Below are 21,603 nucleotides of genomic sequence, written 5' to 3' on the forward strand. Positions count from 1 at the left end.
GAGCGTTCATGTCATCCCAGCAACAAGTCGCACAATCCGCAGCAACGTTGCAGTCTGTTCCTTCCTACCTGAATAAAGACGACCTCGGCCCGTGGGGCAACTACCTGCGCCAGGTCGACCGCGTCGCGCCGTACCTCGGCTCGCTGTCCCGCTGGCTTGAAACCCTCAAGCGCCCGAAGCGCATTCTGATCGTCGACGTGCCTATCGAACTCGATAACGGCACGGTTGCGCACTTCGAAGGCTATCGCGTGCAGCACAACGTGTCGCGTGGTCCGGGCAAGGGCGGTGTGCGTTATCACCAGGACGTGACGCTGTCGGAAGTGATGGCGCTGTCGGCGTGGATGTCGGTGAAAAATGCGGCTGTGAACGTGCCGTACGGCGGAGCAAAGGGTGGTATCCGCGTTGATCCGCGTACGTTGTCGCGTGGTGAACTGGAGCGCGTGACGCGCCGCTACACGAGCGAAATCGGCATCATCATCGGACCGAATACCGACATTCCCGCGCCGGACGTGAACACGAACGAGCAGATCATGGCGTGGATGATGGACACGTACTCCATGAACCAGGGTCAAACGGCGACGGGCGTCGTGACCGGCAAGCCGATCGCGCTGGGTGGTTCGCTGGGCCGCCGTGAAGCGACGGGCCGTGGCGTGTTCGTGGTGGCGTCCGAAGCGGCGCGCCGCATTGGTGTCGACATCGAAGGCGCACGGATTGCCGTTCAAGGTTTCGGTAACGTGGGCGGCATTGCGGCACGTCTGTTCCAGGAAGCTGGCTCGAAGCTGGTCGCGGTGCAGGATCACACCGGCTCGCTGTACAAGGCAACGGGTATCGACGCTGTCGCGCTGGCGGATTACGTGGCGAAGAACGGCGGCGTGGGCGGTTTCCCGGAAGCCGACGCGGTCACGAACGAAGAATTCTGGACGGTCGAATCGGACATCCTGATTCCGGCGGCGCTGGAAAATCAGATCACCGAAAAGAACGCCGGCAAGATCAAGACGAAGATCGTCGTGGAAGGCGCCAACGGCCCGACCACCACGGCAGCGGACGACATTCTGCACGACCGCGGCATCCTCGTGATTCCGGACGTCGTGGCCAACGCCGGTGGCGTGACGGTGTCGTACTTCGAGTGGGTGCAGGACTTCTCGAGCTTCTTCTGGACCGAAGACGAGATCAACCAGCGTCTCGAACGCGTGATGCGCGAAGCATTTGCCGCTGTGTGGCAAGTGTCGAGCGAACAGAAGGTGTCCGTGCGGACTGCGGCATTTATCGTCGCATGTAAGCGGATCCTCGAAGCGCGTGAATTGCGCGGCCTGTATCCCTGATCGATTGGCATAAAACGGCGGTCCGCCAGCGCGCGGACCGCTGCGAATTCGAGCTATGACGTGGTCCACGAGACCGCGTGTTTCACCCGGCGGGCGGCATCCTATCGATGCCGCCCGCCTTTGCGTCTCCGCCGCGTTTGAATTGCCGGGTTAAGCCGCGGTCATTCCGTAGCGGCGTGGGCGCGCAACAACATGGTTTATAGCAATACTTTCAGAATAATTACTTTGCTAAACTGGCGCCGGTTCTTGCCAAGGAGATCACACATGAAGGTTAAAAAAGCTGCGCTGCTGCTCGCGACTCTCGGACTGTTTACGGTTGGCGCGCATGCGCAAGACGCTGGTACGCTGAAAAAGATCAAGGACACGGGTGTCATTTCGCTGGGGCACCGCGAATCGTCGATCCCGTTTTCGTATTACGACGACAAGCAGAATGTCATCGGCTACTCGCAGGAATTCGCGCTGAAGGTGGTGGAGGCGGTCAAGGCGAAGCTGAACATGCCTAACCTGAAGGTCAAACTCACGCCTGTCACGTCGCAAAACCGTATTCCGCTGGTGCAGAACGGCACGGTCGATATGGAATGCGGCTCGACCACCAATAACGCTGAGCGCCAGCAACAGGCTGCCTTCTCGAACACGATCTTCGTGATCGGCACGCGTTTGATGACCAAGAAAGACTCCGGCATCAAGGACTTCGCGGACCTGAAGGGTAAGACGGTCGTCACGACCGCCGGCACGACCTCCGAGCGCCTGCTTCGCAAGATGAATCAGGACAAGAGCATGGGCATGAACATCATCAGCGCGAAGGATCATGGCGAGTCGTTCCTGACGCTCTCCACCGGCCGTGCTGCCGCGTTCATGATGGACGACGCGCTGCTGGCGGGCGAACGCGCCAAGTCGAACAACCCGGGCGACTTCGTGATCGTCGGCACGCCGCAATCGCATGAAGCGTATGGCTGCATGATTCGCAAGAACGATCCGGAATTCAAGAAGGTTGTCGACGACGCGATCGCGAAGGTCGAAACCTCGGGCGAAGCCGATCAGATCTACAAGAAGTGGTTCGAATCGCCGATTCCGCCGAAGGGCCTGAACCTGAACTTCCCGGAAAGCGACGACATCAAGGCGCTCTACAAGAGCCCGAATGACAAGGCTATCGATTAAACCTTAGCTGTTTTTTTGAAACGCTGAACGAAACGGAAGGGGCCGCGCGCTTCTTCCGTTTCTTTTTGCTGGAGTCTTGGTCATGTCATATCACTGGAACTGGGGCATTCTGCTGAGTCCGGTCTCCACCGGCGAGCCGACTACGTATCTCGGCTGGCTGATGTCCGGCTTCTGGGTGACGATTACCGTGTCGCTGTCGGCATGGGTGATCGCGCTGATCGTCGGTTCGTTGTTCGGTGTGCTGCGCACGGTGCCGAACAAATGGGCGTCGGGCATCGGCACGCTCTACGTCGCGATTTTCCGCAACATTCCGCTGATCGTGCAGTTCTTCATCTGGTATCTGGTGATACCGGAGTTGCTGCCGCCGTCGATCGGCAACTGGTTCAAGCAATTGCCGCCGGGCGCGCAGTTCTTCTCGTCGTCGATTATCTGTCTCGGGCTCTTCACCGCTGCGCGCGTGTGCGAGCAGGTTCGCTCGGGCATCAATGCGTTGCCGAAGGGCCAGCGCGCCGCGGGTCTGGCAATGGGCTTCACGCAATGGCAGACGTATCGCTACGTGCTGCTGCCGGTTGCGTACCGGATCATCGTGCCGCCGCTCACGTCCGAGTTTCTGAATATCTTCAAGAACTCGGCGGTCGCGTCGACCATCGGCCTGCTGGATCTGTCCGCCCAGGCGCGCCAACTGGTCGACTACACGTCGCAGACGTATGAGTCGTTCATCGCGGTCACGCTGGCGTATGTGCTGATCAATCTGGTCGTGATGCAACTCATGCGCTGGGTCGAACACAAGACCCGGTTGCCCGGCTATATCGGAGGTAAGTGATGCATCATTTCGACTGGAGCGGTATTCCGGGCGCACTGCCTACGTTGTGGACCGGCGCCATCGTCACCATCAAGATCACGCTGATCGCCATCGTGATCGGCATTATCTGGGGCACCATTCTCGCGATCATGCGGCTTTCGCCGTTCAAGCCGTTCGAATGGTTCGCGAAGGCGTATGTCACGGTGTTCCGTTCGATCCCGCTGGTGATGGTGCTGCTGTGGTTCTTCCTGATCGTGCCGCAGGTGCTGCAAAACGTGCTGGGTTTGTCGCCGGACATCGACATTCGGCTGGCTTCGGCGATGGTCGCTTTCTCGCTGTTTGAGGCCGCGTACTATTCGGAGATCATCCGTGCCGGCATTCAGGCCGTGCCGCGCGGGCAGGTCAACGCCGCGTTCGCGCTCGGCATGAGCTACCCGCAGGCCATGCGCCTCATCGTGCTGCCGCAGGCGTTCCGCGCAATGGTGCCGCTGCTGCTTACGCAAGGTATCGTGCTGTTTCAGGATACGTCGCTCGTCTACGTGATCAGCCTTGCCGACTTCTTCCGCACCGCCACGAATATTGGCGACCGTGACGGTACGAATGTCGAAATGGTACTGTTCGCGGGCGCGTGTTATTTCGTGGTCTGCGTGATCGCGTCGAGCCTCGTCAAAGGTCTTCAGAAAAAGGTCGCAAGATGATCTCTATCAAGAATGTTTCGAAGTGGTACGGTCAGTTTCAAGTGCTGACCGACTGCACGACGGAAGTCAAAAAAGGTGAAGTGGTGGTGGTGTGCGGGCCGTCGGGTTCGGGCAAGTCCACGCTGATCAAAACCGTCAACGGCCTCGAGCCGTTCCAGAAGGGGGAGATCGTCATCAACGGCCAGTCGCTGACCGACAAGAAAACTAATCTGTCGAAGCTGCGTGCGAAGGTCGGCATGGTGTTCCAGCATTTCGAGCTGTTCCCGCATCTGTCGATCGTGCAGAACCTGACGCTTGCACAGATCAAGGTGCTCGGCCGCTCGAAAGACGAAGCCACGGCGAAGGGCTTGAAGCTGCTCGATCGCGTTGGTTTGCGCGCGCATGCGGACAAGTTTCCGGGGCAGTTGTCGGGTGGTCAGCAGCAGCGTGTGGCGATTGCGCGCGCGCTGTCGATGGACCCGATCGCGATGCTGTTCGACGAACCGACCTCGGCGCTTGATCCGGAAATGATCAATGAAGTGCTGGACGTGATGGTCGAACTCGCGCAGGAAGGCATGACGATGATGTGCGTTACGCACGAAATGGGCTTTGCCAGGAAGGTCGCGCACCGCGTGATCTTTATGGACAAGGGCTTGATCGTGGAAGACGACAGGAAGGAAGACTTCTTCGCGAATCCGAAGTCGGATCGCGCAAAGGATTTCCTGGCGAAGATTCTGCACTGAGCTTATTGCAAGCTGGGCCGCGCGGGCTGGTTGGCGTGGCCCATGCAAAAAAACCGCTTCTTTGAACTGTCCAATTTTGGGTTCAGTTCATTTCGAAGCGGCTTTTTTGTTTCTGACGTTCTGACGTTCTGCAAGAGTGCCCGCAGTTCAGGCGGTTTTTATTTCGCGAATGCAGGCGCCGACTCCAGCCGTTCGAGCATTAGCGCTAACGCGCGCGCAAGTCAGGATTCGAAAGCGGCGGCGTCATCCGCCGCTTCAAGGTCGACGTCGGCCGTGGCCATCGTCTCCTCAACCGAAGCCGCGATCGTAGTTGCCGAAGCCGACGCGTCCAGCGCCGGATTGAGCAGCTTTTCCAGCACCGAAGCCGGCACCGGCACATTGACCCGGCCGATCACTTCGCCATGTTGGAACATCATCAGATCGCCCGGTTTGAAGGCGGTCCACACTTCGTTATCGGTGAGTGGCTTGGTCGCGATCACGGCGACGCGGTCTTCCGGCGTCGTGTATTTGGCGAAATCGATCGACACGTCCGCATCGACCAGATGCGCGGTCGAGAACGGCCAGCGCCGCACAATGTAGTGCAGATGCGTCGAGCAATGCGCGAACAGCGCCTGGCCGTTTGACATCAGGAAATTGAACACGCCGAATTGCGTGATTTCACGGGTGAGCGTTTCGAGTGCCGCGAACAGTTCTTCCAGCGGCGGCTGGCAGCCTGGGAACGCTTTGCGCAAACCTTGCAGCAATGCACAGAAGGCGAGTTCGCTATCGGTCGTGCCGACGGGTTGATAGACACCATTGAGCGCCGGCGAATAATCTTTCAGGTCGCCGTTGTGCGCGAAAATCCAATGGCGTCCCCACAGTTCGCGCATGAACGGGTGGCAGTTCTCAAGCAGGATGTGTCCCTGCGTTGCCTTGCGAATATGCGCGATCGTATTCTTCGATTTGATCGGGTAGCGCTTGACCATCTCGGCGATCGGCGAGGTGGCCGACGATTGATGGTCGATGAACAGGCGGCAGGCTTTATCTTCGAAGAAGGCGATGCCCCAGCCGTCGGCATGGTGATCGGTGGCGCCGCCGCGCGCCGCAAAGCCGGTGAACGAGAACGTGACGTCCGTCGGCGCGGCGCAGTTCATTCCGAGAAGTTGGCACATGTTGCGGGTAAGCCTGTGAACGGGGCGAGCCGTTACAATGATGATTTTCCAAGCATATCACCGAGCCAGAAGCGCCAAATAGCAAAATTGACGTATGTTTCGGCCTTAGCGTTGCGATTTGTTGTGATTTGTACCGCTTTGTGCATGCCGATTTGCTTTTTTGCCGCCGAATCTCGTTCCCCTCTTTCCATGACCGCTTCCAACGCCCCTCTCGATTCCATCGATACCGTTACGCTCGCCCGCCCGGACGACTGGCACCTGCACGTTCGCGACGGCGAGATGCTCGCGGCTGTCCTGCCGGATACCGCGCGTCAGTTCGGCCGCGCGATCATCATGCCTAACCTGAAGCCGCCGGTCACCACCACCGCGATGGCAGCGGCGTACCGCGAACGCATCGTCGCCGCGATCCCGGCCGGCGCGAAATTCGAACCGCTGATGACGCTGTACCTGACCGACAACACGCCGCCCGACGAAATCCGCCGCGCGCGCGAAAGCGGCTTCGTGCATGGCGTGAAGCTGTACCCGGCGGGGGCGACGACCAACTCGGACGCAGGCGTCACCGACATCATGAAGTGCGCCAAAACGCTCGAAGTGATGCAGGAAACGGGTATGCCGCTGCTGGTGCACGGTGAAGTCACGGATTCGTCGATCGACCTGTTCGACCGCGAGAAAGTGTTCATCGACCGCGTGATGACGCCGCTGCGCCGCGAATTTCCGGCGCTGAAGGTGGTGTTCGAGCACATCACCACGAAAGACGCCGTCGACTACATCCGCGAAGCCGGCGTGGCGCCGGGGCTGCTGGGCGCGACGATTACCGCGCACCATCTGCTGTACAACCGCAACGCGATCTTCCAGGGCGGCATCCGCCCGCATTACTACTGCCTGCCGGTATTGAAGCGCGAGACGCATCGCGTGGCGCTGGTCGAGGCGGCGACTTCGGGCAATCCGCGCTTCTTCCTCGGCACGGATAGCGCGCCGCATCCGAAGGGTTTGAAGGAGCACGCGTGCGGCTGCGCGGGTTGCTACACGGCGTTGCATGCGCTCGAGCTCTACACGGAAGCGTTCGACAAGGCCGGTGCACTGGACAAGCTCGAAGGCTTCGCCAGCTTCTTCGGCGCGGATTTCTACGGTCTGCCGCGCAGCGAGGAGAAGGTCACGTTACGTCGCGAAGAATGGACGCTGCCGGCCGAGTTGCCGGTCGGCGACACGCCTGTTGTGCCGCTGCGTGGCGGTGAGTCGATTGGCTGGCGCCTCGTCTGAGCTTGCTTTAGATGCAGGTGCAAGAGACAGCGCGCGTGGGCTTTGGTTTCGCCGATATCGACTGGTCCAGGCCGTGGTTCGCGCAGTTCGTGGCGCGTGGCGAGCGCTGGCAGCAAGGTGCGCTGACGAGCTACGCCGCCTTGCTCGCGGAAATGAATGCCGATGCCGGCGAGATGCGGCAGATCACGGGGCGCGGTCAGCGCCTTGCGTTCATTGCGCAAGACGATCTGCCACCGGGCGCGGCTTACGAGGCGCATATCGCGTCGACGGGTTGCGTGCCGACGCGTCACAACCTGCATGATTTCTTCAACGGGTCGATGTGGTTTGCGTTTCCGCGTATCAAGGCGGCGCTGAACGCGCGGCAGTCGGCGGCGATCGACTTGTTAGGCGTCGGCCCGACCCGCGGCGGCGTGCGCGACACGTTGACCTTGTTCGACGAAAACGCTTTGCTGTTCGCCTGTGCCGACCCGGCGCTGAGCGCAGCATTGTGCGGGTTCGACTGGCAGACGCTGATGGTTGCTCGCCGCGACGCCTGGGGCGTGCGCTGTGAAGTGCGCTGCTTCGGTCATGCGCTGCTGGAAAAGCTGGTCGCGCCGTTCAAGGCTTGCACGGGGCACGCGTGGATCGTCGACGTGCCGTCCGAGTACTTCGAATGGGGCGCTGCGGCGCGCGACGCATGGCTGGATGAAGCTGTCAGTACGGCATTGCTGAGCACCGACGCATTGACGAGTCGCATGTTCGCGCCGCTGCCCGTACTGGGCATTCCGGGGTGGTGGCCCGAAAACGAAGCGCCGGCGTTCTACGAGGATGCCTCCGTATTTCGAACAGGACGCCGCACGCGGTAGGGCTTGTCGGTCCGCGTGAAATTGCTTGAAAGTGGGCTCATTGGGGCTACGCGCGCGACAAGCTTTCGCAGTCCACTTGTGAAGTTATTCGAGCGACGTCGGTGGATGGCCGCGCGCTCGCTGGCTGCACGGGCATGGTGTCCCAGCATCGCGGCGCGATCCGAATTGCTCACGCCTGGCCATCCGCCGTCCGGCTATTTCTCCCGCCGACGCGGCTCTCCATCCCTGCAGATGTTAAAATGCGCCCCAGCAAAGCAGGCTAGGCAGTCGCGGCCTCTGCGGCTTCGGTCAAAGAGGGCGAGGAAAGTCCGGACTCCATAGGGCAGGGTGATGGCTAACGGCCATCCGTGGCGACACGCGGAACAGGGCAACAGAAAGCAAACCGCCGATGGCCCGGCGCAAGCCGGGATCAGGTAAGGGTGAAACGGTGCGGTAAGAGCGCACCGCGGCTGCTGCAAGGCAGACCGGCACGGTAACCTCCACCCGGAGCAATTCCAAGTAGGCAGGCTAGCATCTTCGAGATGCAGGACGGGGCCCCCGTCACGTCTGCGGGTAGGAAGCTTGAGCGCGTCAGTAATGGCGCGCCTAGAGGAATGACTGCTACGCGCGTCGCGTTTTCGGACGGGGCGCGTGCACAGAATCCGGCTTATCGGCTTGCTTTGCCACCCAACAAAAAAATGCCGGCGTCCATCAGGACCGCCGGCATTTTTATTTTGACGCGCTGGTTTGGCTGGATGCGCGGCGACTTGCGCGAAGCCACTGCGCGCTGCGCTCAACCCGCGACGATATCGAACGAGTGCGTGAGTTCGGCGGTCTTGGCGATCATGATCGAGGCCGAGCAGTATTTGTCGTGCGACAGATTGATCGCGCGTTCTACCGTCGCCGGGTTCAGATTCTTGCCCGTCACGGTGAAGTGGAAGTGGATCTTCGTGAACACTTTCGGATCTTCGCTGGCGCGTTCGGCCTTCAGCGTGACCGAGCAGCCGGCGATTTCCTGGCGGCTTTTCTTCAGGATCATCACGACGTCGTACGCCGTGCAGCCGCCCGTGCCGAGCAGAACCATTTCCATCGGACGCGGCGCGAGATTGCGGCCGCCGCCTTCCGGCGCGCCGTCCATCGCGACCAGATGACCGCTGCCCGTCTCGGCCGCAAATGCCATCCCGTCTTGCCCCATCCAGCTCACTTTGCATTCCATGCTGTGCTCCACCGCGCTGCGCTTATATCGAAAACGCATTGTAGCCCGGTGTTTGCGTGTCCGCCCGAAGGGACTTTCGCCGGAACTTATGCGCGATGACGGCTTGCGTGTTGCGGTGCGGCATGTTTCGCCGATTCGGGAATGCCCTGACGGGTTTAGGGGTTTTACTCTAGAGAACGTCTGCTTAGGCAATCTCTTAAAAGAGCTTTGTCTATTGATTTTAAAAGGAATTCAGCGGGTTTTCGGCCTACAGTCTTGTCTGTCACATTGTGAAATATGATTTCACAATGCAAATGTTCTTGCGTCGCACAAGGTCGCCTCATATAATCGATCCCATCGGTTGCAGCAGTTTGCAACCTCCGCTGTCTCCTCCACCTCCTCCTTTGGTGGATTAAACCCGAACCGCTCGTTCGGGTTTTTTTTCGCTTGTACCTTCCTGCAGCCGATGCCTTTTGGAGGCTCGCGAAGAAGAGCAAATTGCGCTATCCGGCCATCGCCGCGCCCAACTTCTCGCCCAAAACCCCGCAAGTTTTGACTCGGCGTGACAAATTCCTTTATAATTCAGAGCTTTTCCGCATCCGCGCCCGCGGAGGAAGAACCAGGGAGAGCCTGCACGCGCCTCGATGCGCACACTACAAGCAGGAAAAAATACATTGGGCGCAGCAATTTTTTTGGATCGATCATGAAGACGTTTTCCGCAAAAGCCCATGAGGTTACGCGTGAATGGTACGTGATTGACGCGACGGATAAGGTTCTCGGGCGTGTCGCCAGCGAAGTGGCACACCGTCTTCGCGGCAAGCACAAGCCTGAATTCACTCCGCACGTCGACACCGGTGATTTCATCATCGTTATCAACGCCGGCAAGCTCCGTGTCACGGGCAACAAGACTACGGACAAGAAGTACTACCGTCACTCGGGTTACCCGGGCGGTATTTATGAAACGACGTTCGGCAAGATGCAAGAACGCTTCCCGGGCCGTGCGCTCGAGAAAGCGGTCAAGGGCATGCTGCCGAAGGGCCCGCTCGGCTACGCGATGATCAAGAAGCTGAAGGTCTACGCTGAAGCAACGCATCCGCATTCGGCACAACAGCCGAAAGCGCTCGAGATCTAAGGGGAGCCCACATGATCGGTAACTGGAATTACGGCACGGGCCGCCGCAAGAGCGCCGTCGCACGCGTCTTCATCAAGGCTGGCAAGGGCGAGATCATTGTGAACGGCAAGCCTATCGCCGATTACTTCTCGCGCGAAACTTCGCTGATGATCGTGCGTCAACCGCTGGAACTCACGAACCACGGCGTCACGTTTGACATCAAAGTCAACGTGAACGGTGGCGGTGAAACGGGTCAAGCCGGTGCGGTTCGCCACGGCATCACCCGCGCGCTGATGGACTACGACGCAACGCTGAAGCCGGAACTGTCGAAGGCTGGCTTCGTTACGCGTGACGCTCGTGAAGTCGAACGTAAGAAGGTCGGCTTCCACAAGGCACGTCGCAGGAAGCAATTCTCGAAGCGTTAATCGCTTCGGATGCAATCCGGCTTTCGGGCTGGAATGCTGCAAAAGCCGCCAACGCTTTCGCGAAGGCGGCTTTTTTCATGGGTTCGCGGCTCAGTGCGTTCGGTGCTGCCGCAACGAACTCGTCGCCCAAGCGGCGATATATCCCGCTTAGCCGGGCTGGTGGCGGTAGAACGCGCCGGCCATTGAATTTGCTGGAAGAACCCATTGATTTTGTGGGCTTCAGCACGATATCGAGATCAGCCCTACAATAGCGGTTAGAAGCTTTTTGGAGAGTTCGAATGAACGCAGTCACCGATACACCCGTGACCGAGATGCCCGCCCCCTTCGTTTTTACCGACGCAGCGGCTGACAAGGTCAAGCAACTGATCGAAGAAGAAGGCAATGCGGACCTCAAACTGCGCGTTTTCGTGCAGGGCGGCGGCTGCTCGGGCTTTCAGTACGGTTTTACGTTCGACGAAGCCGTCAACGAAGACGACACCGTCATGAACAAGAGCGGCGTCCAGCTGCTGATCGATTCGATGAGCTACCAGTATCTGGTCGGCGCTGAGATCGACTACAAGGACGACATCAACGGCGCGCAATTCGTCATCAAGAACCCGAATGCTACGACCACCTGCGGTTGCGGCTCGTCGTTCTCGGTTTGATGGCCGGCTGGTTAAGCGACACGTTGTAAAAGGAACGGGGCTTCGGCCCCGTTTTTTATTGCCTGAGCTCAATCCAGGCTTTTTGATCACCGCGGGTAGATCGCCCCCAGCACGCGCTCGTCGGCCGCGCCAGTGACTGCCGGCAAATTACCCGACAGCCGGGCCACGCAGCGCATCGCCAGCCATGCAAACGCCAGCGGCTCGACCTGGCTCGGCGGGACGCCGAGCGCGTCGGTTGTCATCACCGGCACGCCGCTTACGCCGCTGTCCTCCAGCGCCTGTTTCAGCGCTTTCAGAATCTCCGGATTGCGCGCACCGCCACCGCATACGTAGACCGCCTTGGCGTCCGACGCATGTCGCTCGATTTCGCGAGCAACGGTGACCGCGGTCAGCGCGACCAGTGTGGCTTGCACGTCGGCGGGGGCGAGGGCGGCGAACGGTTGGAGCTTTGCATCCAGCCATTGCGGGTTGAACAGGTCGCGGCCGGTGCTTTTCGGCGGCTGTTGCGAGAAAAAGGGTTCGTCGAGCAGCGCATTCAGCAAGGTGCGATCGACCTGTCCGCCTGCGGCGAAATGGCCGTTTTCGTCGAAAGGCTTGCCGAGATGGCGCTGCGCCCATTCGTCGAGCAGCGCGTTTGCCGGCCCGCAGTCGAAACCGCGCACGCCGCCAGTCGCGTTCAGGATCGTGATATTGCTGATGCCGCCAAGATTACAGACCACCCGCGTTTCGTTTTTTGCACCGAATATCGTGGCGTGGAATGCCGGCACGAGCGGCGCGCCCTGGCCGCCGGCCGCGACGTCGCGGCTGCGGAAGTCGGCGACCACGTCGATGTGCATCATTTCCGCGAGCAGCGCCGGATTGTTGATCTGCCGCGTGTAGCCCTTTTCCGGCCGATGCCGCACCGTCTGGCCATGCACGCCGATTGCACGGACTTCTGCGGCCGGCACACGGCTCGCGCCCAGCAGTTCATGGCAGCACACCGTGTAGCGTGTGGCGAGCGCATTGGCGGCCAGCGCTTCACGCTCGATCTCGTTGTCCCCTGGCTGTTGAAGCGCGAACAGCGCGTCGCGCAGGCCCGCCGCAAAGCCGACAAACGCCTCGGCCAACACCACCGGCGGCTTTCCTTTGGCGAATCTGACGGCGACACCGTCCACGCCGTCCATGCTCGTGCCGGACATCAATCCAAAGTAGACGCCGTCTGCGGGGTCTTGCGCCACGTTGCTGCTCCTCTCGATGATTTGTTGCGATCTGTTTTAGCAGATTATCGGCGCAAGCGCGGCCGAATATAAAGCGTCGCGATGCCAATCGCGCGTCCCATCCTGCCAATCGCGCGTCCCATCCGGCCGAAATCATGCGTCGGGTGCGCGCTTGCGGCCGAGTCAGTGGGCGCGGCGGCGCGCATCTATGGGACAATCTCCTTTTTTCGCGACTTCACGTTTCCAGCATGACCACCGAGTCCACCAAGCCCAGCCCCGCCTTCCCGATCACCGACGAAGTCCGTCACGCACTCGCCGTCACCAAACGCGGCGTCGACGAACTGTTGATCGAAGACGAATTCGCGCAAAAACTCGCGAAGAGCGCGGCGACAGGCAAGCCGCTGCGTATCAAGCTCGGCCTCGATCCGACCGCGCCTGACATCCACATTGGCCACACGGTCGTGCTGAACAAGATGCGTCAGTTGCAGGACCTCGGTCACACGGTGATTTTCCTGATCGGCGACTTCACCTCGCTGATTGGCGACCCGTCGGGCCGCAACGCCACGCGCCCGCCGCTCACGCGCGAGCAGATCGAATCGAACGCGAAGACCTACTTCGAACAAGCCGCACTCGTGCTCGACCGCGACAAGACCGAAATTCGCTACAACAGCGAGTGGTCGATGCCGCTCGGCGCCGACGGCATGATCAAGCTCGCCTCGCGCTACACGGTGGCGCGGATTCTCGAGCGCGAAGATTTCACCAAGCGCTTCCAGGGTGGCGTGCCGATCTCGATCCACGAATTCCTGTACCCGCTGATGCAAGGCTACGACTCGGTCGCGCTGAATGCCGACCTGGAGCTCGGCGGCACGGATCAGAAATTCAACCTGCTGGTGGGCCGTGAACTGCAGAAGCAGTATGGTCAGGAGCAGCAGTGCATCTTGACGATGCCCTTGCTCGAAGGCCTGGACGGTGTCGAGAAGATGTCGAAGTCGAAGAACAACTACATCGGCATCAGCGAAAAGCCGACCGATATGTTCGGCAAGCTGATGAGCATCTCCGACGTGCTGATGTGGCGTTACTTCGAACTGCTGTCGTTCCGTCCGATGGACGAGATCGCCGGCTTCAAGAAGGAAATCGAGGCGGGCCGTAATCCACGCGATTTCAAGGTGATGCTCGGTCAGGAAATCGTCGCGCGTTTTCACTCGCAAGCCGATGCCGAACGTGCGCTCGAAGATTTCAATCATCGCGCGAAGGGCGGCGTGCCGGACGATATTCCGTCAGTCACGCTTGCGGGCGCACCGCTCGCAATCGGCCAGTTGCTCAAGCAGGCGAATCTCGTGCCGTCCACCAGCGAGGCGCTGCGCAACATCGAACAGGGCGGCGTGAAGATCGATGGCACGACCGTGTCCGACAAGGGCCTGAAAGTCGAAGCCGGCGAGTACGTCGTGCAGGTCGGCAAGCGCCGGTTTGCACGTGTCACGCTGACGGCTTGATAGCTCGGCAATAGCACGATGGTGACTCGAGCATTGCATTCGGAGTCGAGCCGATGATCGCGCTGATCCAGCGCGTGCGGCGCGCGGAAGTGCGCGTGGGCGACCGCGTGACCGGTGCAATCGAGGCGGGCCTGCTCGCGCTCGTATGCGCCGAACGCGGCGACACGGAGGCCGCAGCCGACCGGCTGCTCGCCAAAGTGCTCGGCTACCGCGTCTTTAGCGATGCGGCCGGCAAGATGAATCTCTCCGTGCAGAATCTCGACGGCGCCGGGCGCGCAGGCGGCTTGCTGCTCGTTTCGCAGTTCACGTTGGCTGCCGACACCAACAGCGGCCTGCGCCCCAGCTTCACGCCCGCCGCACCGCCCGACGAGGGCAAGCGCTTATTCGATTACTTCGTCTCGGCCGCCCGGGCAAAGCACCCAATCGTCGAGACAGGCGAGTTCGGCGCCGATATGCAGGTCTCGCTCGTCAATGATGGACCGGTCACGTTCTGGCTGCAGACGAACGCTTGAAGTTCACTTGAGGTTCAACTGCCGCCGCAAGGTGCAAGCGGCGGCGCGCATCCACTCCTCCAGCCGCTTTTTGCGACAATAGCGGCTCGGCATAACCGGCTACTGGTGCCCACACTCATCCCATGACCACGCAGATTCTGTTCATCCGCCACGGCGAGACCGACTGGAACCGCATCAAGCGCATTCAAGGTCACATCGACATTCCACTCGCAACGACTGGCTTGGCGCAGGCACAACGCCTTGCACGCCGCATCGCGAATGAGGTGAAAGAGGGCGCACGGCTCGACGCGATCTACTCGAGCGATCTGCAACGTGCCCAGCAAACCGCGCAGCCGATCGCCGACGCGCTCGGTCTGCCGCTGCAACTGCGTGAAGGGTTGCGTGAGCGCTCGTACGGCGCATTCCAGGGACATGACAGTGACGAGATCGCCGTTCGTTTTCCCGATGAATACGCGCACTGGCAAACCCGTGATCCGGGTTTCGCGCCACCTGAAGGCGAATCGCAGCGCACGCTTTATCACCGCGTGCTGCATGCAATCGAGCCGCTGGTGGCCGCGCATCCGGGTGGACGGATCGCTGTCGTCGCGCATGGCGGTGTGCTCGATTGCGTGCGCCGCTTTGCGTGCGGTTTATCACTCGAAGCGCCGCGCGACTACGCGTTGCTGAACACGAGCGTCAACGTGGTGGATTATGCCGACGACGCCAGCAACGCGACGATCGTATCGTGGGCGGACGTGTCGCATCTCGACGCGCCGAGCGATGACGATAGCTTCAAGAGAAGAGTGCCGGAACCGGGCCGTTAAACAACGCAGTTCTAGCGTGTAGTGCCGCGTGCCAGCTGCCGGTTGTCAGATGCGTGACGGCTCAGGTCGCGGCCGCATCCCACAGGCCGGAGATGGGGCTCGAAGCGTCCGGTGCGGCGAGACCGAAATGCCGGTACGTGAGTAGCGTGGCGACGCGGCCGCGCGGTGTGCGCTGCAGGTAACCTTGCTGGATCAGGTACGGCTCGAGCACGTCTTCGATCGTGTCGCGTTCTTCGCCGATCGCCGCTGCCAGATTGTCGACGCCGACCGGGCCGCCGTCGAACTTGTGCAGAATCGCTTCGAGCAGTTTGCGGTCCATCAGGTCGAAACCGACCGCGTCCACGTCGAGCATTTTGAGTGCCGCGTCCGCCACTTGCGCAGTGATGTTGCCGTCCGCTTTCACCTCGGCGAAGTCGCGCACGCGGCGCAGCAGCCGGTTCGCGATTCGCGGCGTGCCGCGTGCGCGCCTGGCGATTTCGAATGCGCCGTCCGGGTGGATCTGCGCATGCAGCAACGACGCCGAACGCGTGACGATGCGCGCCAGTTCTTCAGCGTTATAAAACTCGAGTCGCGCGACGATGCCGAAGCGATCACGCAGCGGATTGGTCAGCATGCCGGCGCGGGTCGTCGCGCCGACCAGCGTGAAGGGCTGCAGATCCAGCTTCACGCTGCGCGCGGCCGGACCTTCGCCGATCATGATGTCGATCTGATAATCCTCCAACGCCGGATACAGAATTTCTTCGACGACCGGCGAGAGCCGGTGGATTTCGTCGATGAACAGGACGTCGTTGGCTTCGAGGTTGGTGAGCAATGCGGCGAGGTCGCCGGCGCGTTCGAGCACCGGGCCGGAGGTTTGCCGCAGATTGACGCCCATTTCCCGCGCGATGATGTGCGCGAGCGTGGTTTTGCCGAGACCCGGCGGCCCGAACAGCAACACGTGGTCAAGGGATTCCGACCGGCGCTTGGCGGCCTCGATGAAGATTTCCAGCTGACCGCGCACTTTCTCCTGCCCGACATATTCTTCGAGCTGGCGCGGACGCAACGCGCGCTCGAACGCTTCTTCGTTCGGCGAGACGGGCGTGGCCGCGATGATGCGCTCGGCGGCGAGTTTGTCGGTTTCGATCATGCGTTTATTGTACCGCGCCCCGCCCGTTGTGAAACTCGGCCGAACGGCCAGGGTGTGCGCCGCGCTGTCGTGTGCGAAGCTTTACGTATCGCACGCGGCGCCACGGCTATGGCGTGAGTTTTCACCCCTTGGACAACGCCTTCAGCGCGAGCTTGATGCCCTCTGACACGCCGGTGCCCGCCGGCACGTTCTTGACGGCCGCCAACGCTTCCTTTTCGGAGTAACCCAATGCGAGCAGTGCATTCAGAATATCGGAGGCGTGGGTGGATGCCGATGCCGCGCCCGCCATCGCCCCCAGGTCGGCGCCGATCTTGCCCTTCAGTTCGAGGAGCAGCCGCTCCGCGGTCTTCTTGCCAATGCCAGGCACGCGCGTCAGGCGCGCTGCGTCCTGCATCGTCACGGTCTGCGCCAGTTCAGGCACGCTCATGCCGGAGAGCACCGCGAGCGCCATGCGCGCGCCGATGCCCGTGATCTTCAGCAATTCGCGGAACGTCGCGCGTTCTTCGGCGGTGCCGAAGCCGTAGAGCAGATGCGCGTCTTCGCGCACGATCATGTGCGTGAGCAGCACGACGCGTTCACCGGTCGAGGGCAGGTTGTAGAACGTGCTCATCGACACATCGACTTCGTAACCGACGCCGTTGCAGTCGACGAGGAGATGCGGCGGGTTTTTTTCCAGCAGAACGCCGGCAATGCGACCGATCATGGCGGATTCAATCTTGAGAGAAAGGGCGAGTGTAGCGCAGTGGATGCGCTGCATGATGCGTAGTCGCGATTCGCGCTGTTTCCACAATTTATGCGGCGGGAAGCCGGTTTGATGGTGTGGTGGATCATGGCGCTGGCAGGCTGGAACTGAGGGCCTATCCCACCAACCGTCCGCGCCGCACCCGCAGGCCTTTCTTGGCCAGCGACGGCGCAATTCCACCAAGCGTGCTCAGGGTCGAGCCGCCGTGCGCGTGGCAGATCGCCATGCCGAGGGCATCGGCGGCGTCGGTGCCGGGCACGCCGGAGAGGTTGAGCAAGCGCACCACCATCTGCTGCATCTGCTCCTTGGTCGCGCGGCCGTAGCCGACCACGGCCTGCTTCAACTGCAAGGCCGTATATTCGGCAACCGGCACACCGCCCGCCACCAGTCCGCAGATTGCCGCGCCGCGCGCCTGGCCGAGCAGCAGGGTGGATTGCGGGTTGACGTTGACGAACACTTTTTCGATCGCCGACTGATCCGGCGAATGCTGGCGGATCAGCGTCGAAATGCCTTCGAAGATGGTGCCGAGACGTGAGGGCAGATCGGCGTCGGCGGTTTTAATCGTGCCGCTTGAGACATAGCTAAGCTTGTGGCCGTGTTGATCGATCACGCCAAAACCGGTCACGCGCAAGCCGGGGTCGATGCCGAGAATTCTCATGAGGTGCCGCACAGGCGGTAAAAACTTGGTGCTTGCGATACTACAACGAACGCGCCATGTGGCGGGCGGCGCGGCGCGATGCCGGCGGAATAAAAACTGCTGCGGTATGAACGGTACAGGCGCAACCGGGCCAACAGGAGGCATCGCGGATGGAGCGTTATCGGAATCTCAGCGGCGACTCAGGCGTCGTAGCCTATGAAATCGGTGACGACTTCATCGCGATCCGCTTCCGGCCGGGCGTCACTTACTGGTACACATCGGCAAGTGTCGGCGCGAAACATGTCGCCACGCTCAAGCGCCTTGCGCGGCGAGGGCAGGGACTCAGCACCTATATCAGCCAGCACGCGGACGTGAGCGGTGGTTACGCGAGAAAGGACCCGGACGACTGACTCGCGACGCAAACGGAAAGCGGCCAAAGCACGCGGCCCAGCGGAGACGCCTGAAGAGTGCCGCCAACGCGAGTGGCCAAAGGGCGACCTATAACCGCACGAAGCATCCAGAGAACGTGGGGAAACAGCGGGGCACAGCAAGGAGGGCACTCAAGGCTTGCCACCAGGCGCCGCCAAAAAAAACGGCCCGGTGGTATTTTCCACCGGGCCGTTTCATTCAATCTAGCTCAGCGACCGCCGCTTCAAAAAGAAGCAACCGCCAACCGCTCAGTCTGAAAAATCAATGCCGGAAGTGACGCACACCAGTCAACACCATCGCGATGTTGTGCTCGTCAGCCGCACTGACCACTTCGTCGTCGCGCATCGAGCCGCCCGGTTGAATCACGCAGGTCGCGCCTGCCGCGACCACCACATCCAGACCGTCACGGAACGGGAAGAACGCGTCCGATGCCACAGCCGAACCGGTCAGCGTCAAGCCGGCGTTCTGCGCCTTGATGCTCGCAATACGCGCCGAGTCCACGCGGCTCATCTGGCCCGCGCCGACGCCGAGCGTCATGCCGTTGCCGCAGAACACGATCGCGTTCGACTTCACGTACTTCGCGACGCGCCATGCGAACAGCAGGTCGTCCATTTCCTTCGGCGTCGGATGACGCTTCGTGACCACGCGCAATTCGCGCGGCTGCACGTTCTTCGAATCGAGCGATTGCACCAGCAGGCCGCCGCCGACGCGTTTCAGATCGAATGCGTTATGGCCGTCACCCAAAGCGATTTCCAGCAGACGCACGTTTTGTTTGGCCGCGAACACCTGGCGAGCCGCCGCGCTGAACGACGGCGCGATCAGCACTTCGACAAACTGCTTGGCCACCGCAAGCGCTGCCGTTTCGTCGACTTCACGGTTGAACGCGATGATGCCGCCGAACGCCGAGGTCGGATCGGTCTGGAACGCCTTCGCATAGGCTTCGTTCGCGTCCGCGCCCACCGCCACGCCGCACGGATTCGCGTGCTTGACGATCACGCACGCAGGCACGTCGAACGTCTTCACGCATTCCCACGCTGCATCGGAATCGGCGATGTTGTTGTACGACAGTTCCTTGCCCTGCAACTGGTTGTAGTTCGCCAGTGCGCCCGCCGGCACGGAGAGGTCGCGGTAAAACGCCGCGCTCTGATGCGGGTTTTCGCCGTAGCGCAGGTCCTGCACCTTGTCGAAAGCCAGGTTGAAAGTTGCCGGATAAGTATTGCGCGACGAATGTTGCAGCTCGTCAGTCAGGCTCGTCAGGTAATTCGTGATCGCGCCGTCGTACTGCGCCGTGTGCGCGAACACCTTGGTGGCGAGGCGGAAGTTCGTCTTGTACGAAACCGCGTTGCTATTCGCGCGCATTTCGTCGAGCACGACCGCGTAGTCGGCCGGATCGACCACGACCGTCACGTCGCGATGATTCTTCGCAGCCGAGCGCAGCATGGTCGGGCCGCCGATGTCGATGTTCTCGATCGCGTCTTCCAGCGAGCATTCTTCTTTCGACACGGTCTGCACGAACGGATACAGATTCACGACCAGCAGGTCGATGGTCGGGATGTCGTGCTTTTCAAGCGCTGCCATGTGTTCCGGCAGGTCGCGGCGCGCCAGGATGCCGCCGTGCACCTTCGGATGCAGCGTTTTCACGCGCCCGTCCAGCATTTCCGGGAAGCCCGTGTAGTCGGCGACTTCGGTGACGGAGAGGCCCGCGTCCGCGAGCAGTTTCGCGGTGCCGCCGGTCGACAGGATCTTGACGCCGAGGTCCGACAGCGACTTGGCGAAGTCGACGATGCCGGACTTGTCGGAAACGGAGATGAGCGCTTGCTTGATCATGATGAAGACGAAAAGCCGAAGGGAAACGTGGCAGGGCGCCTGAAACTACAACGAACTACAACAGACCGTGCTGTTGCAGTTTCTTGCGCAGCGTATTGCGGTTGATGCCGAGATACTCGGCGGCCAGCGACTGGTTGCCGCCGGCCTGCTCGAGCACCACTTCGAGCAGGGGTTTTTCCACGCATGAAATAACCATGTCGTAGACGTCATGCGGATTGGAGCCGTCGAGATCCTGGAAATACATGCCCAGGCTGTCGCGGACAGATTGTTCGATATTGTTCTTGCTCATGCTGCTAGTCGGTCGGTATGGTCCGGCTCGCCGTCGTTCTTACTGAGCGTCTCGTCGACGTAGACGAGGCGGTCTGAGATCGCCTTTTGGGCGTCGAAGAACTCGTTGACGGCGAGGAGTTGTTCGCGCGTGGTGTCCAGCGTATTCATGCGGTGCCGGAACACGTTGGCGCTAGAAAGGCCGCGAGTGTACCAGCCGATATGCTTACGCGCAGTGCGCACGCCCGTAAATTCGCCGTAGAACGCGTAGTGATCTTCGAGATGCTCGTTCATCACCTGCTGGATTTCGTCGATGCGCGGCGGCGGCAGCAACTCGCCCGTTTGCAGGAAATGCTCGATCTCACGGAACAGCCACGGACGCCCCTGCGCCGCGCGGCCGATCATGATGGCGTCGGCGCCGGTGGCGGCGAGCACCTCACGGGCTTTTTGCGGCGACGTGATGTCGCCATTGGCGACCACCGGAATGCGCACCGCCGCTTTGACGGCGGCGATGGTCTCGTATTCGGCGTCGCCGTGATACAGGTCGGCGCGCGTGCGGCCGTGCACGGTCAACATGGAAATGCCGGCGGCTTCGGCCAAACGCGCGATTGTCAAAGCGTTTTTGTTGTCGCGGTTCCAGCCGGTGCGGATCTTGAGCGTGACGGGCACGGCATCCGGCCCGACGCCCACCGCGCCCACCACGGCCTCGACAATGCGCTGCACCAGCGGTTCGTTCTGCAGCAAGGCGGAACCCGCGGCCACGTTGCATACCTTCTTGGCGGGGCAGCCCATGTTGATGTCGATGATCTGCGCGCCGTTCGCCACGTTGTAGCGCGCGGCTTCGGCCATCATGACGGGATCGGCGCCGGCGATCTGTACGGCGATCGGCTCGACCTCGCCCGTGTGGTTGGCGCGGCGCATGGTCTTTTCGCTTTTCCACAATTGCGCATTCGACGCCACCATTTCCGACACTGCATAGCCCGCGCCCAGCCGTTTGCACAATTGCCGGAACGGACGGTCGGTCACGCCGGCCATGGGGGCGACGAACAGGTTATTGCGCAGATTGTGGGAGCCGAGAGTGGGCATGACTTGGACGCGCCAGCAGCCGATTGTTCAGATTCTGTCAATCGGCGCGTTCGCGAAATGCGAGGGAAAACCGCTATTTTAGCGTTAACGGATAGCTGACACCCGACTTGAATCCTTCGTAACTTGTTAAATCTTCTATGAAAGTGGTCTGAATCATAGAATCGGCACCCCGC

The 21,603-nt window shown here is 61.1% G+C and carries 24 protein-coding genes and 1 other RNA gene; 15 read left to right on the top strand and 10 right to left on the bottom strand.

What is annotated here, in order from left to right; all coding sequences use genetic code 11:
- Positions 1–8 precede the first annotated feature (8 nt).
- The 5 genes from PQQ95_RS11945 to PQQ95_RS11965 all read left to right on the top strand — a co-directional run bounded on the left by PQQ95_RS11945 (position 9) and on the right by PQQ95_RS11965 (position 4,702).
- Positions 9–1,322, top strand: a complete 1,314-nt coding sequence (locus PQQ95_RS11945) for a Glu/Leu/Phe/Val family dehydrogenase (protein ID WP_408437597.1) — start codon at positions 9–11, stop codon at positions 1,320–1,322.
- Between the two features lie 264 nt (positions 1,323–1,586).
- Positions 1,587–2,480 carry a glutamate/aspartate ABC transporter substrate-binding protein gene (locus PQQ95_RS11950; RefSeq protein WP_408437598.1) on the top strand — a complete coding sequence of 298 codons (894 nt, stop codon included), beginning with the start codon at positions 1,587–1,589 and terminating at the stop codon, positions 2,478–2,480.
- Between the two features lie 82 nt (positions 2,481–2,562).
- Positions 2,563–3,303: an amino acid ABC transporter permease gene (locus PQQ95_RS11955; protein ID WP_408437599.1), complete on the top strand. Its 741-nt coding sequence runs from the start codon at positions 2,563–2,565 to the stop codon at positions 3,301–3,303.
- The gene (gltK, locus tag PQQ95_RS11960) at positions 3,303–3,980 is read left to right on the top strand and encodes a glutamate/aspartate ABC transporter permease GltK (protein ID WP_408437600.1); all 678 of its coding nucleotides are present in this window, start codon (positions 3,303–3,305) and stop codon (positions 3,978–3,980) included. Before PQQ95_RS11955 ends, gltK begins: the two co-directional genes overlap by 1 nt.
- Positions 3,977–4,702 carry an amino acid ABC transporter ATP-binding protein gene (locus tag PQQ95_RS11965; protein ID WP_408437601.1) on the top strand — a complete coding sequence of 242 codons (726 nt, stop codon included), beginning with the start codon at positions 3,977–3,979 and terminating at the stop codon, positions 4,700–4,702. The genes gltK and PQQ95_RS11965 overlap by 4 nt, the downstream gene beginning before the upstream one ends.
- A 221-nt stretch (positions 4,703–4,923) precedes the next feature.
- Here PQQ95_RS11965 and PQQ95_RS11970 read toward each other — a convergent pair whose 3' ends face one another.
- Together PQQ95_RS11970 and PQQ95_RS11975 are read right to left on the bottom strand one after the other, a co-directional pair.
- Positions 4,924–5,853 carry a class II glutamine amidotransferase gene (locus tag PQQ95_RS11970; RefSeq protein ID WP_408437602.1) on the bottom strand — a complete coding sequence of 310 codons (930 nt, stop codon included), beginning with the start codon at positions 5,851–5,853 and terminating at the stop codon, positions 4,924–4,926.
- A 32-nt stretch (positions 5,854–5,885) separates the two neighbouring features.
- Positions 5,886–6,044: a hypothetical protein gene (locus PQQ95_RS11975; protein WP_408437603.1), complete on the bottom strand. Its 159-nt coding sequence runs from the start codon at positions 6,042–6,044 to the stop codon at positions 5,886–5,888.
- Between PQQ95_RS11975 and pyrC the strand changes: the two genes are divergently transcribed.
- From pyrC to rnpB, 3 genes are all read left to right on the top strand, one after another.
- The gene (pyrC, locus tag PQQ95_RS11980) at positions 6,043–7,113 is read left to right on the top strand and encodes a dihydroorotase (protein WP_408437604.1); all 1,071 of its coding nucleotides are present in this window, start codon (positions 6,043–6,045) and stop codon (positions 7,111–7,113) included. The two genes, PQQ95_RS11975 and pyrC, sit on opposite strands and share 2 nt — an antisense overlap.
- 11 nt (positions 7,114–7,124) lie before the next feature.
- Complete coding sequence (locus tag PQQ95_RS11985; RefSeq protein ID WP_408437605.1) at positions 7,125–7,958, top strand: DUF3025 domain-containing protein; 834 nt, start codon at positions 7,125–7,127, stop codon at positions 7,956–7,958.
- Between the two features lie 251 nt (positions 7,959–8,209).
- Positions 8,210–8,623: RNase P RNA component class A (gene rnpB / locus PQQ95_RS11990), an RNA gene on the top strand.
- Positions 8,624–8,730: 107 nt separating this feature from the next.
- On the opposite strand, the gene PQQ95_RS11995 is transcribed toward rnpB, so the two are convergent.
- Positions 8,731–9,153, bottom strand: coding sequence for an OsmC family protein (locus PQQ95_RS11995; protein WP_105509556.1), 423 nt, complete (start codon positions 9,151–9,153; stop codon positions 8,731–8,733).
- Positions 9,154–9,835: 682 nt separating this feature from the next.
- On the opposite strand from PQQ95_RS11995, the gene rplM reads away from it, so the two are divergent.
- The 3 genes from rplM to erpA all read left to right on the top strand — a co-directional run bounded on the left by rplM (position 9,836) and on the right by erpA (position 11,312).
- On the top strand, positions 9,836–10,264 hold the full coding sequence (rplM, locus tag PQQ95_RS12000) for a 50S ribosomal protein L13 (RefSeq protein ID WP_090686673.1): 429 nt from the start codon (positions 9,836–9,838) through the stop codon (positions 10,262–10,264).
- 11 nt (positions 10,265–10,275) lie between these two features.
- Positions 10,276–10,668: a 30S ribosomal protein S9 gene (rpsI, locus tag PQQ95_RS12005; protein ID WP_007180423.1), complete on the top strand. Its 393-nt coding sequence runs from the start codon at positions 10,276–10,278 to the stop codon at positions 10,666–10,668.
- A gap of 278 nt (positions 10,669–10,946) precedes the next feature.
- On the top strand, positions 10,947–11,312 hold the full coding sequence (gene erpA, locus PQQ95_RS12010; RefSeq protein WP_007180424.1) for an iron-sulfur cluster insertion protein ErpA: 366 nt from the start codon (positions 10,947–10,949) through the stop codon (positions 11,310–11,312).
- Between the two features lie 86 nt (positions 11,313–11,398).
- Here erpA and PQQ95_RS12015 read toward each other — a convergent pair whose 3' ends face one another.
- Positions 11,399–12,529, bottom strand: a complete 1,131-nt coding sequence (locus tag PQQ95_RS12015) for an anhydro-N-acetylmuramic acid kinase (protein WP_408437606.1) — start codon at positions 12,527–12,529, stop codon at positions 11,399–11,401.
- Between the two features lie 227 nt (positions 12,530–12,756).
- Between PQQ95_RS12015 and tyrS the strand changes: the two genes are divergently transcribed.
- The 3 genes from tyrS to PQQ95_RS12030 all read left to right on the top strand — a co-directional run bounded on the left by tyrS (position 12,757) and on the right by PQQ95_RS12030 (position 15,316).
- Positions 12,757–14,001, top strand: coding sequence for a tyrosine--tRNA ligase (gene tyrS, locus PQQ95_RS12020; protein ID WP_408437607.1), 1,245 nt, complete (start codon positions 12,757–12,759; stop codon positions 13,999–14,001).
- Between the two features lie 53 nt (positions 14,002–14,054).
- On the top strand, positions 14,055–14,513 hold the full coding sequence (gene dtd / locus PQQ95_RS12025) for a D-aminoacyl-tRNA deacylase (RefSeq protein ID WP_172160035.1): 459 nt from the start codon (positions 14,055–14,057) through the stop codon (positions 14,511–14,513).
- Positions 14,514–14,635: 122 nt separating this feature from the next.
- The gene (locus tag PQQ95_RS12030) at positions 14,636–15,316 is read left to right on the top strand and encodes a histidine phosphatase family protein (RefSeq protein WP_408437608.1); all 681 of its coding nucleotides are present in this window, start codon (positions 14,636–14,638) and stop codon (positions 15,314–15,316) included.
- 61 nt (positions 15,317–15,377) lie between these two features.
- Here PQQ95_RS12030 and ruvB read toward each other — a convergent pair whose 3' ends face one another.
- From ruvB to ruvC, 3 genes are all read right to left on the bottom strand, one after another.
- The gene (ruvB, locus tag PQQ95_RS12035) at positions 15,378–16,442 is read right to left on the bottom strand and encodes a Holliday junction branch migration DNA helicase RuvB (protein WP_408437609.1); all 1,065 of its coding nucleotides are present in this window, start codon (positions 16,440–16,442) and stop codon (positions 15,378–15,380) included.
- 121 nt (positions 16,443–16,563) lie between these two features.
- Complete coding sequence (gene ruvA, locus PQQ95_RS12040) at positions 16,564–17,145, bottom strand: Holliday junction branch migration protein RuvA (protein WP_408437610.1); 582 nt, start codon at positions 17,143–17,145, stop codon at positions 16,564–16,566.
- A 154-nt stretch (positions 17,146–17,299) separates the two neighbouring features.
- The gene (gene ruvC / locus PQQ95_RS12045) at positions 17,300–17,842 is read right to left on the bottom strand and encodes a crossover junction endodeoxyribonuclease RuvC (RefSeq protein WP_408437611.1); all 543 of its coding nucleotides are present in this window, start codon (positions 17,840–17,842) and stop codon (positions 17,300–17,302) included.
- Between the two features lie 149 nt (positions 17,843–17,991).
- Between ruvC and PQQ95_RS12050 the strand changes: the two genes are divergently transcribed.
- The gene (locus PQQ95_RS12050; RefSeq protein ID WP_408437612.1) at positions 17,992–18,231 is read left to right on the top strand and encodes a hypothetical protein; all 240 of its coding nucleotides are present in this window, start codon (positions 17,992–17,994) and stop codon (positions 18,229–18,231) included.
- A gap of 280 nt (positions 18,232–18,511) precedes the next feature.
- On the opposite strand, the gene purH is transcribed toward PQQ95_RS12050, so the two are convergent.
- The 3 genes from purH to dusB are packed head-to-tail and all read right to left on the bottom strand — an operon-like array spanning position 18,512 to position 21,430.
- Positions 18,512–20,077, bottom strand: coding sequence for a bifunctional phosphoribosylaminoimidazolecarboxamide formyltransferase/IMP cyclohydrolase (gene purH, locus PQQ95_RS12055; RefSeq protein ID WP_408437613.1), 1,566 nt, complete (start codon positions 20,075–20,077; stop codon positions 18,512–18,514).
- Between the two features lie 55 nt (positions 20,078–20,132).
- The gene (locus PQQ95_RS12060; protein WP_007180440.1) at positions 20,133–20,366 is read right to left on the bottom strand and encodes a Fis family transcriptional regulator; all 234 of its coding nucleotides are present in this window, start codon (positions 20,364–20,366) and stop codon (positions 20,133–20,135) included.
- A complete protein-coding gene (gene dusB / locus PQQ95_RS12065; protein WP_408437614.1) occupies positions 20,363–21,430 on the bottom strand; it encodes a tRNA dihydrouridine synthase DusB in 1,068 nt (355 codons plus the stop codon). The genes PQQ95_RS12060 and dusB overlap by 4 nt, the downstream gene beginning before the upstream one ends.
- Positions 21,431–21,603 lie beyond the last annotated feature (173 nt).

Source organism: Paraburkholderia caffeinilytica (assembly GCF_046030355.1).
GTDB classification, from domain to species: Bacteria; Pseudomonadota; Gammaproteobacteria; order Burkholderiales; family Burkholderiaceae; genus Paraburkholderia; species Paraburkholderia caffeinilytica_B.

Bases quoted from the DNA above. Each gene is read 5' to 3' on its own strand.
- purH (WP_408437613.1), bottom strand. From the start codon at position 20,077: ATGATCAAGCAAGCGCTCATCTCCGTTTCCGACAAGTCCGGCATCGTC.
- PQQ95_RS11985 (WP_408437605.1), top strand. From the start codon at position 7,125: ATGCAGGTGCAAGAGACAGCGCGCGTGGGCTTTGGTTTCGCCGATATC.
- PQQ95_RS11995 (WP_105509556.1), bottom strand. From the start codon at position 9,153: ATGGAATGCAAAGTGAGCTGGATGGGGCAAGACGGGATGGCATTTGCG.
- tyrS (WP_408437607.1), top strand. From the start codon at position 12,757: ATGACCACCGAGTCCACCAAGCCCAGCCCCGCCTTCCCGATCACCGAC.
- PQQ95_RS11950 (WP_408437598.1), top strand. From the start codon at position 1,587: ATGAAGGTTAAAAAAGCTGCGCTGCTGCTCGCGACTCTCGGACTGTTT.
- gltK (WP_408437600.1), top strand. From the start codon at position 3,303: ATGCATCATTTCGACTGGAGCGGTATTCCGGGCGCACTGCCTACGTTG.
- PQQ95_RS12060 (WP_007180440.1), bottom strand. From the start codon at position 20,366: ATGAGCAAGAACAATATCGAACAATCTGTCCGCGACAGCCTGGGCATG.
- rpsI (WP_007180423.1), top strand. From the start codon at position 10,276: ATGATCGGTAACTGGAATTACGGCACGGGCCGCCGCAAGAGCGCCGTC.
- PQQ95_RS11945 (WP_408437597.1), top strand. From the start codon at position 9: ATGTCATCCCAGCAACAAGTCGCACAATCCGCAGCAACGTTGCAGTCT.
- dusB (WP_408437614.1), bottom strand. From the start codon at position 21,430: ATGCCCACTCTCGGCTCCCACAATCTGCGCAATAACCTGTTCGTCGCC.
- PQQ95_RS11965 (WP_408437601.1), top strand. From the start codon at position 3,977: ATGATCTCTATCAAGAATGTTTCGAAGTGGTACGGTCAGTTTCAAGTG.
- PQQ95_RS12050 (WP_408437612.1), top strand. From the start codon at position 17,992: ATGGAGCGTTATCGGAATCTCAGCGGCGACTCAGGCGTCGTAGCCTAT.
- PQQ95_RS11955 (WP_408437599.1), top strand. From the start codon at position 2,563: ATGTCATATCACTGGAACTGGGGCATTCTGCTGAGTCCGGTCTCCACC.
- PQQ95_RS12030 (WP_408437608.1), top strand. From the start codon at position 14,636: ATGACCACGCAGATTCTGTTCATCCGCCACGGCGAGACCGACTGGAAC.
- erpA (WP_007180424.1), top strand. From the start codon at position 10,947: ATGAACGCAGTCACCGATACACCCGTGACCGAGATGCCCGCCCCCTTC.
- ruvB (WP_408437609.1), bottom strand. From the start codon at position 16,442: ATGATCGAAACCGACAAACTCGCCGCCGAGCGCATCATCGCGGCCACG.
- ruvC (WP_408437611.1), bottom strand. From the start codon at position 17,842: ATGAGAATTCTCGGCATCGACCCCGGCTTGCGCGTGACCGGTTTTGGC.
- PQQ95_RS11975 (WP_408437603.1), bottom strand. From the start codon at position 6,044: ATGGAAAGAGGGGAACGAGATTCGGCGGCAAAAAAGCAAATCGGCATG.
- pyrC (WP_408437604.1), top strand. From the start codon at position 6,043: ATGACCGCTTCCAACGCCCCTCTCGATTCCATCGATACCGTTACGCTC.
- dtd (WP_172160035.1), top strand. From the start codon at position 14,055: ATGATCGCGCTGATCCAGCGCGTGCGGCGCGCGGAAGTGCGCGTGGGC.
- rplM (WP_090686673.1), top strand. From the start codon at position 9,836: ATGAAGACGTTTTCCGCAAAAGCCCATGAGGTTACGCGTGAATGGTAC.
- PQQ95_RS11970 (WP_408437602.1), bottom strand. From the start codon at position 5,853: ATGTGCCAACTTCTCGGAATGAACTGCGCCGCGCCGACGGACGTCACG.
- ruvA (WP_408437610.1), bottom strand. From the start codon at position 17,145: ATGATCGGTCGCATTGCCGGCGTTCTGCTGGAAAAAAACCCGCCGCAT.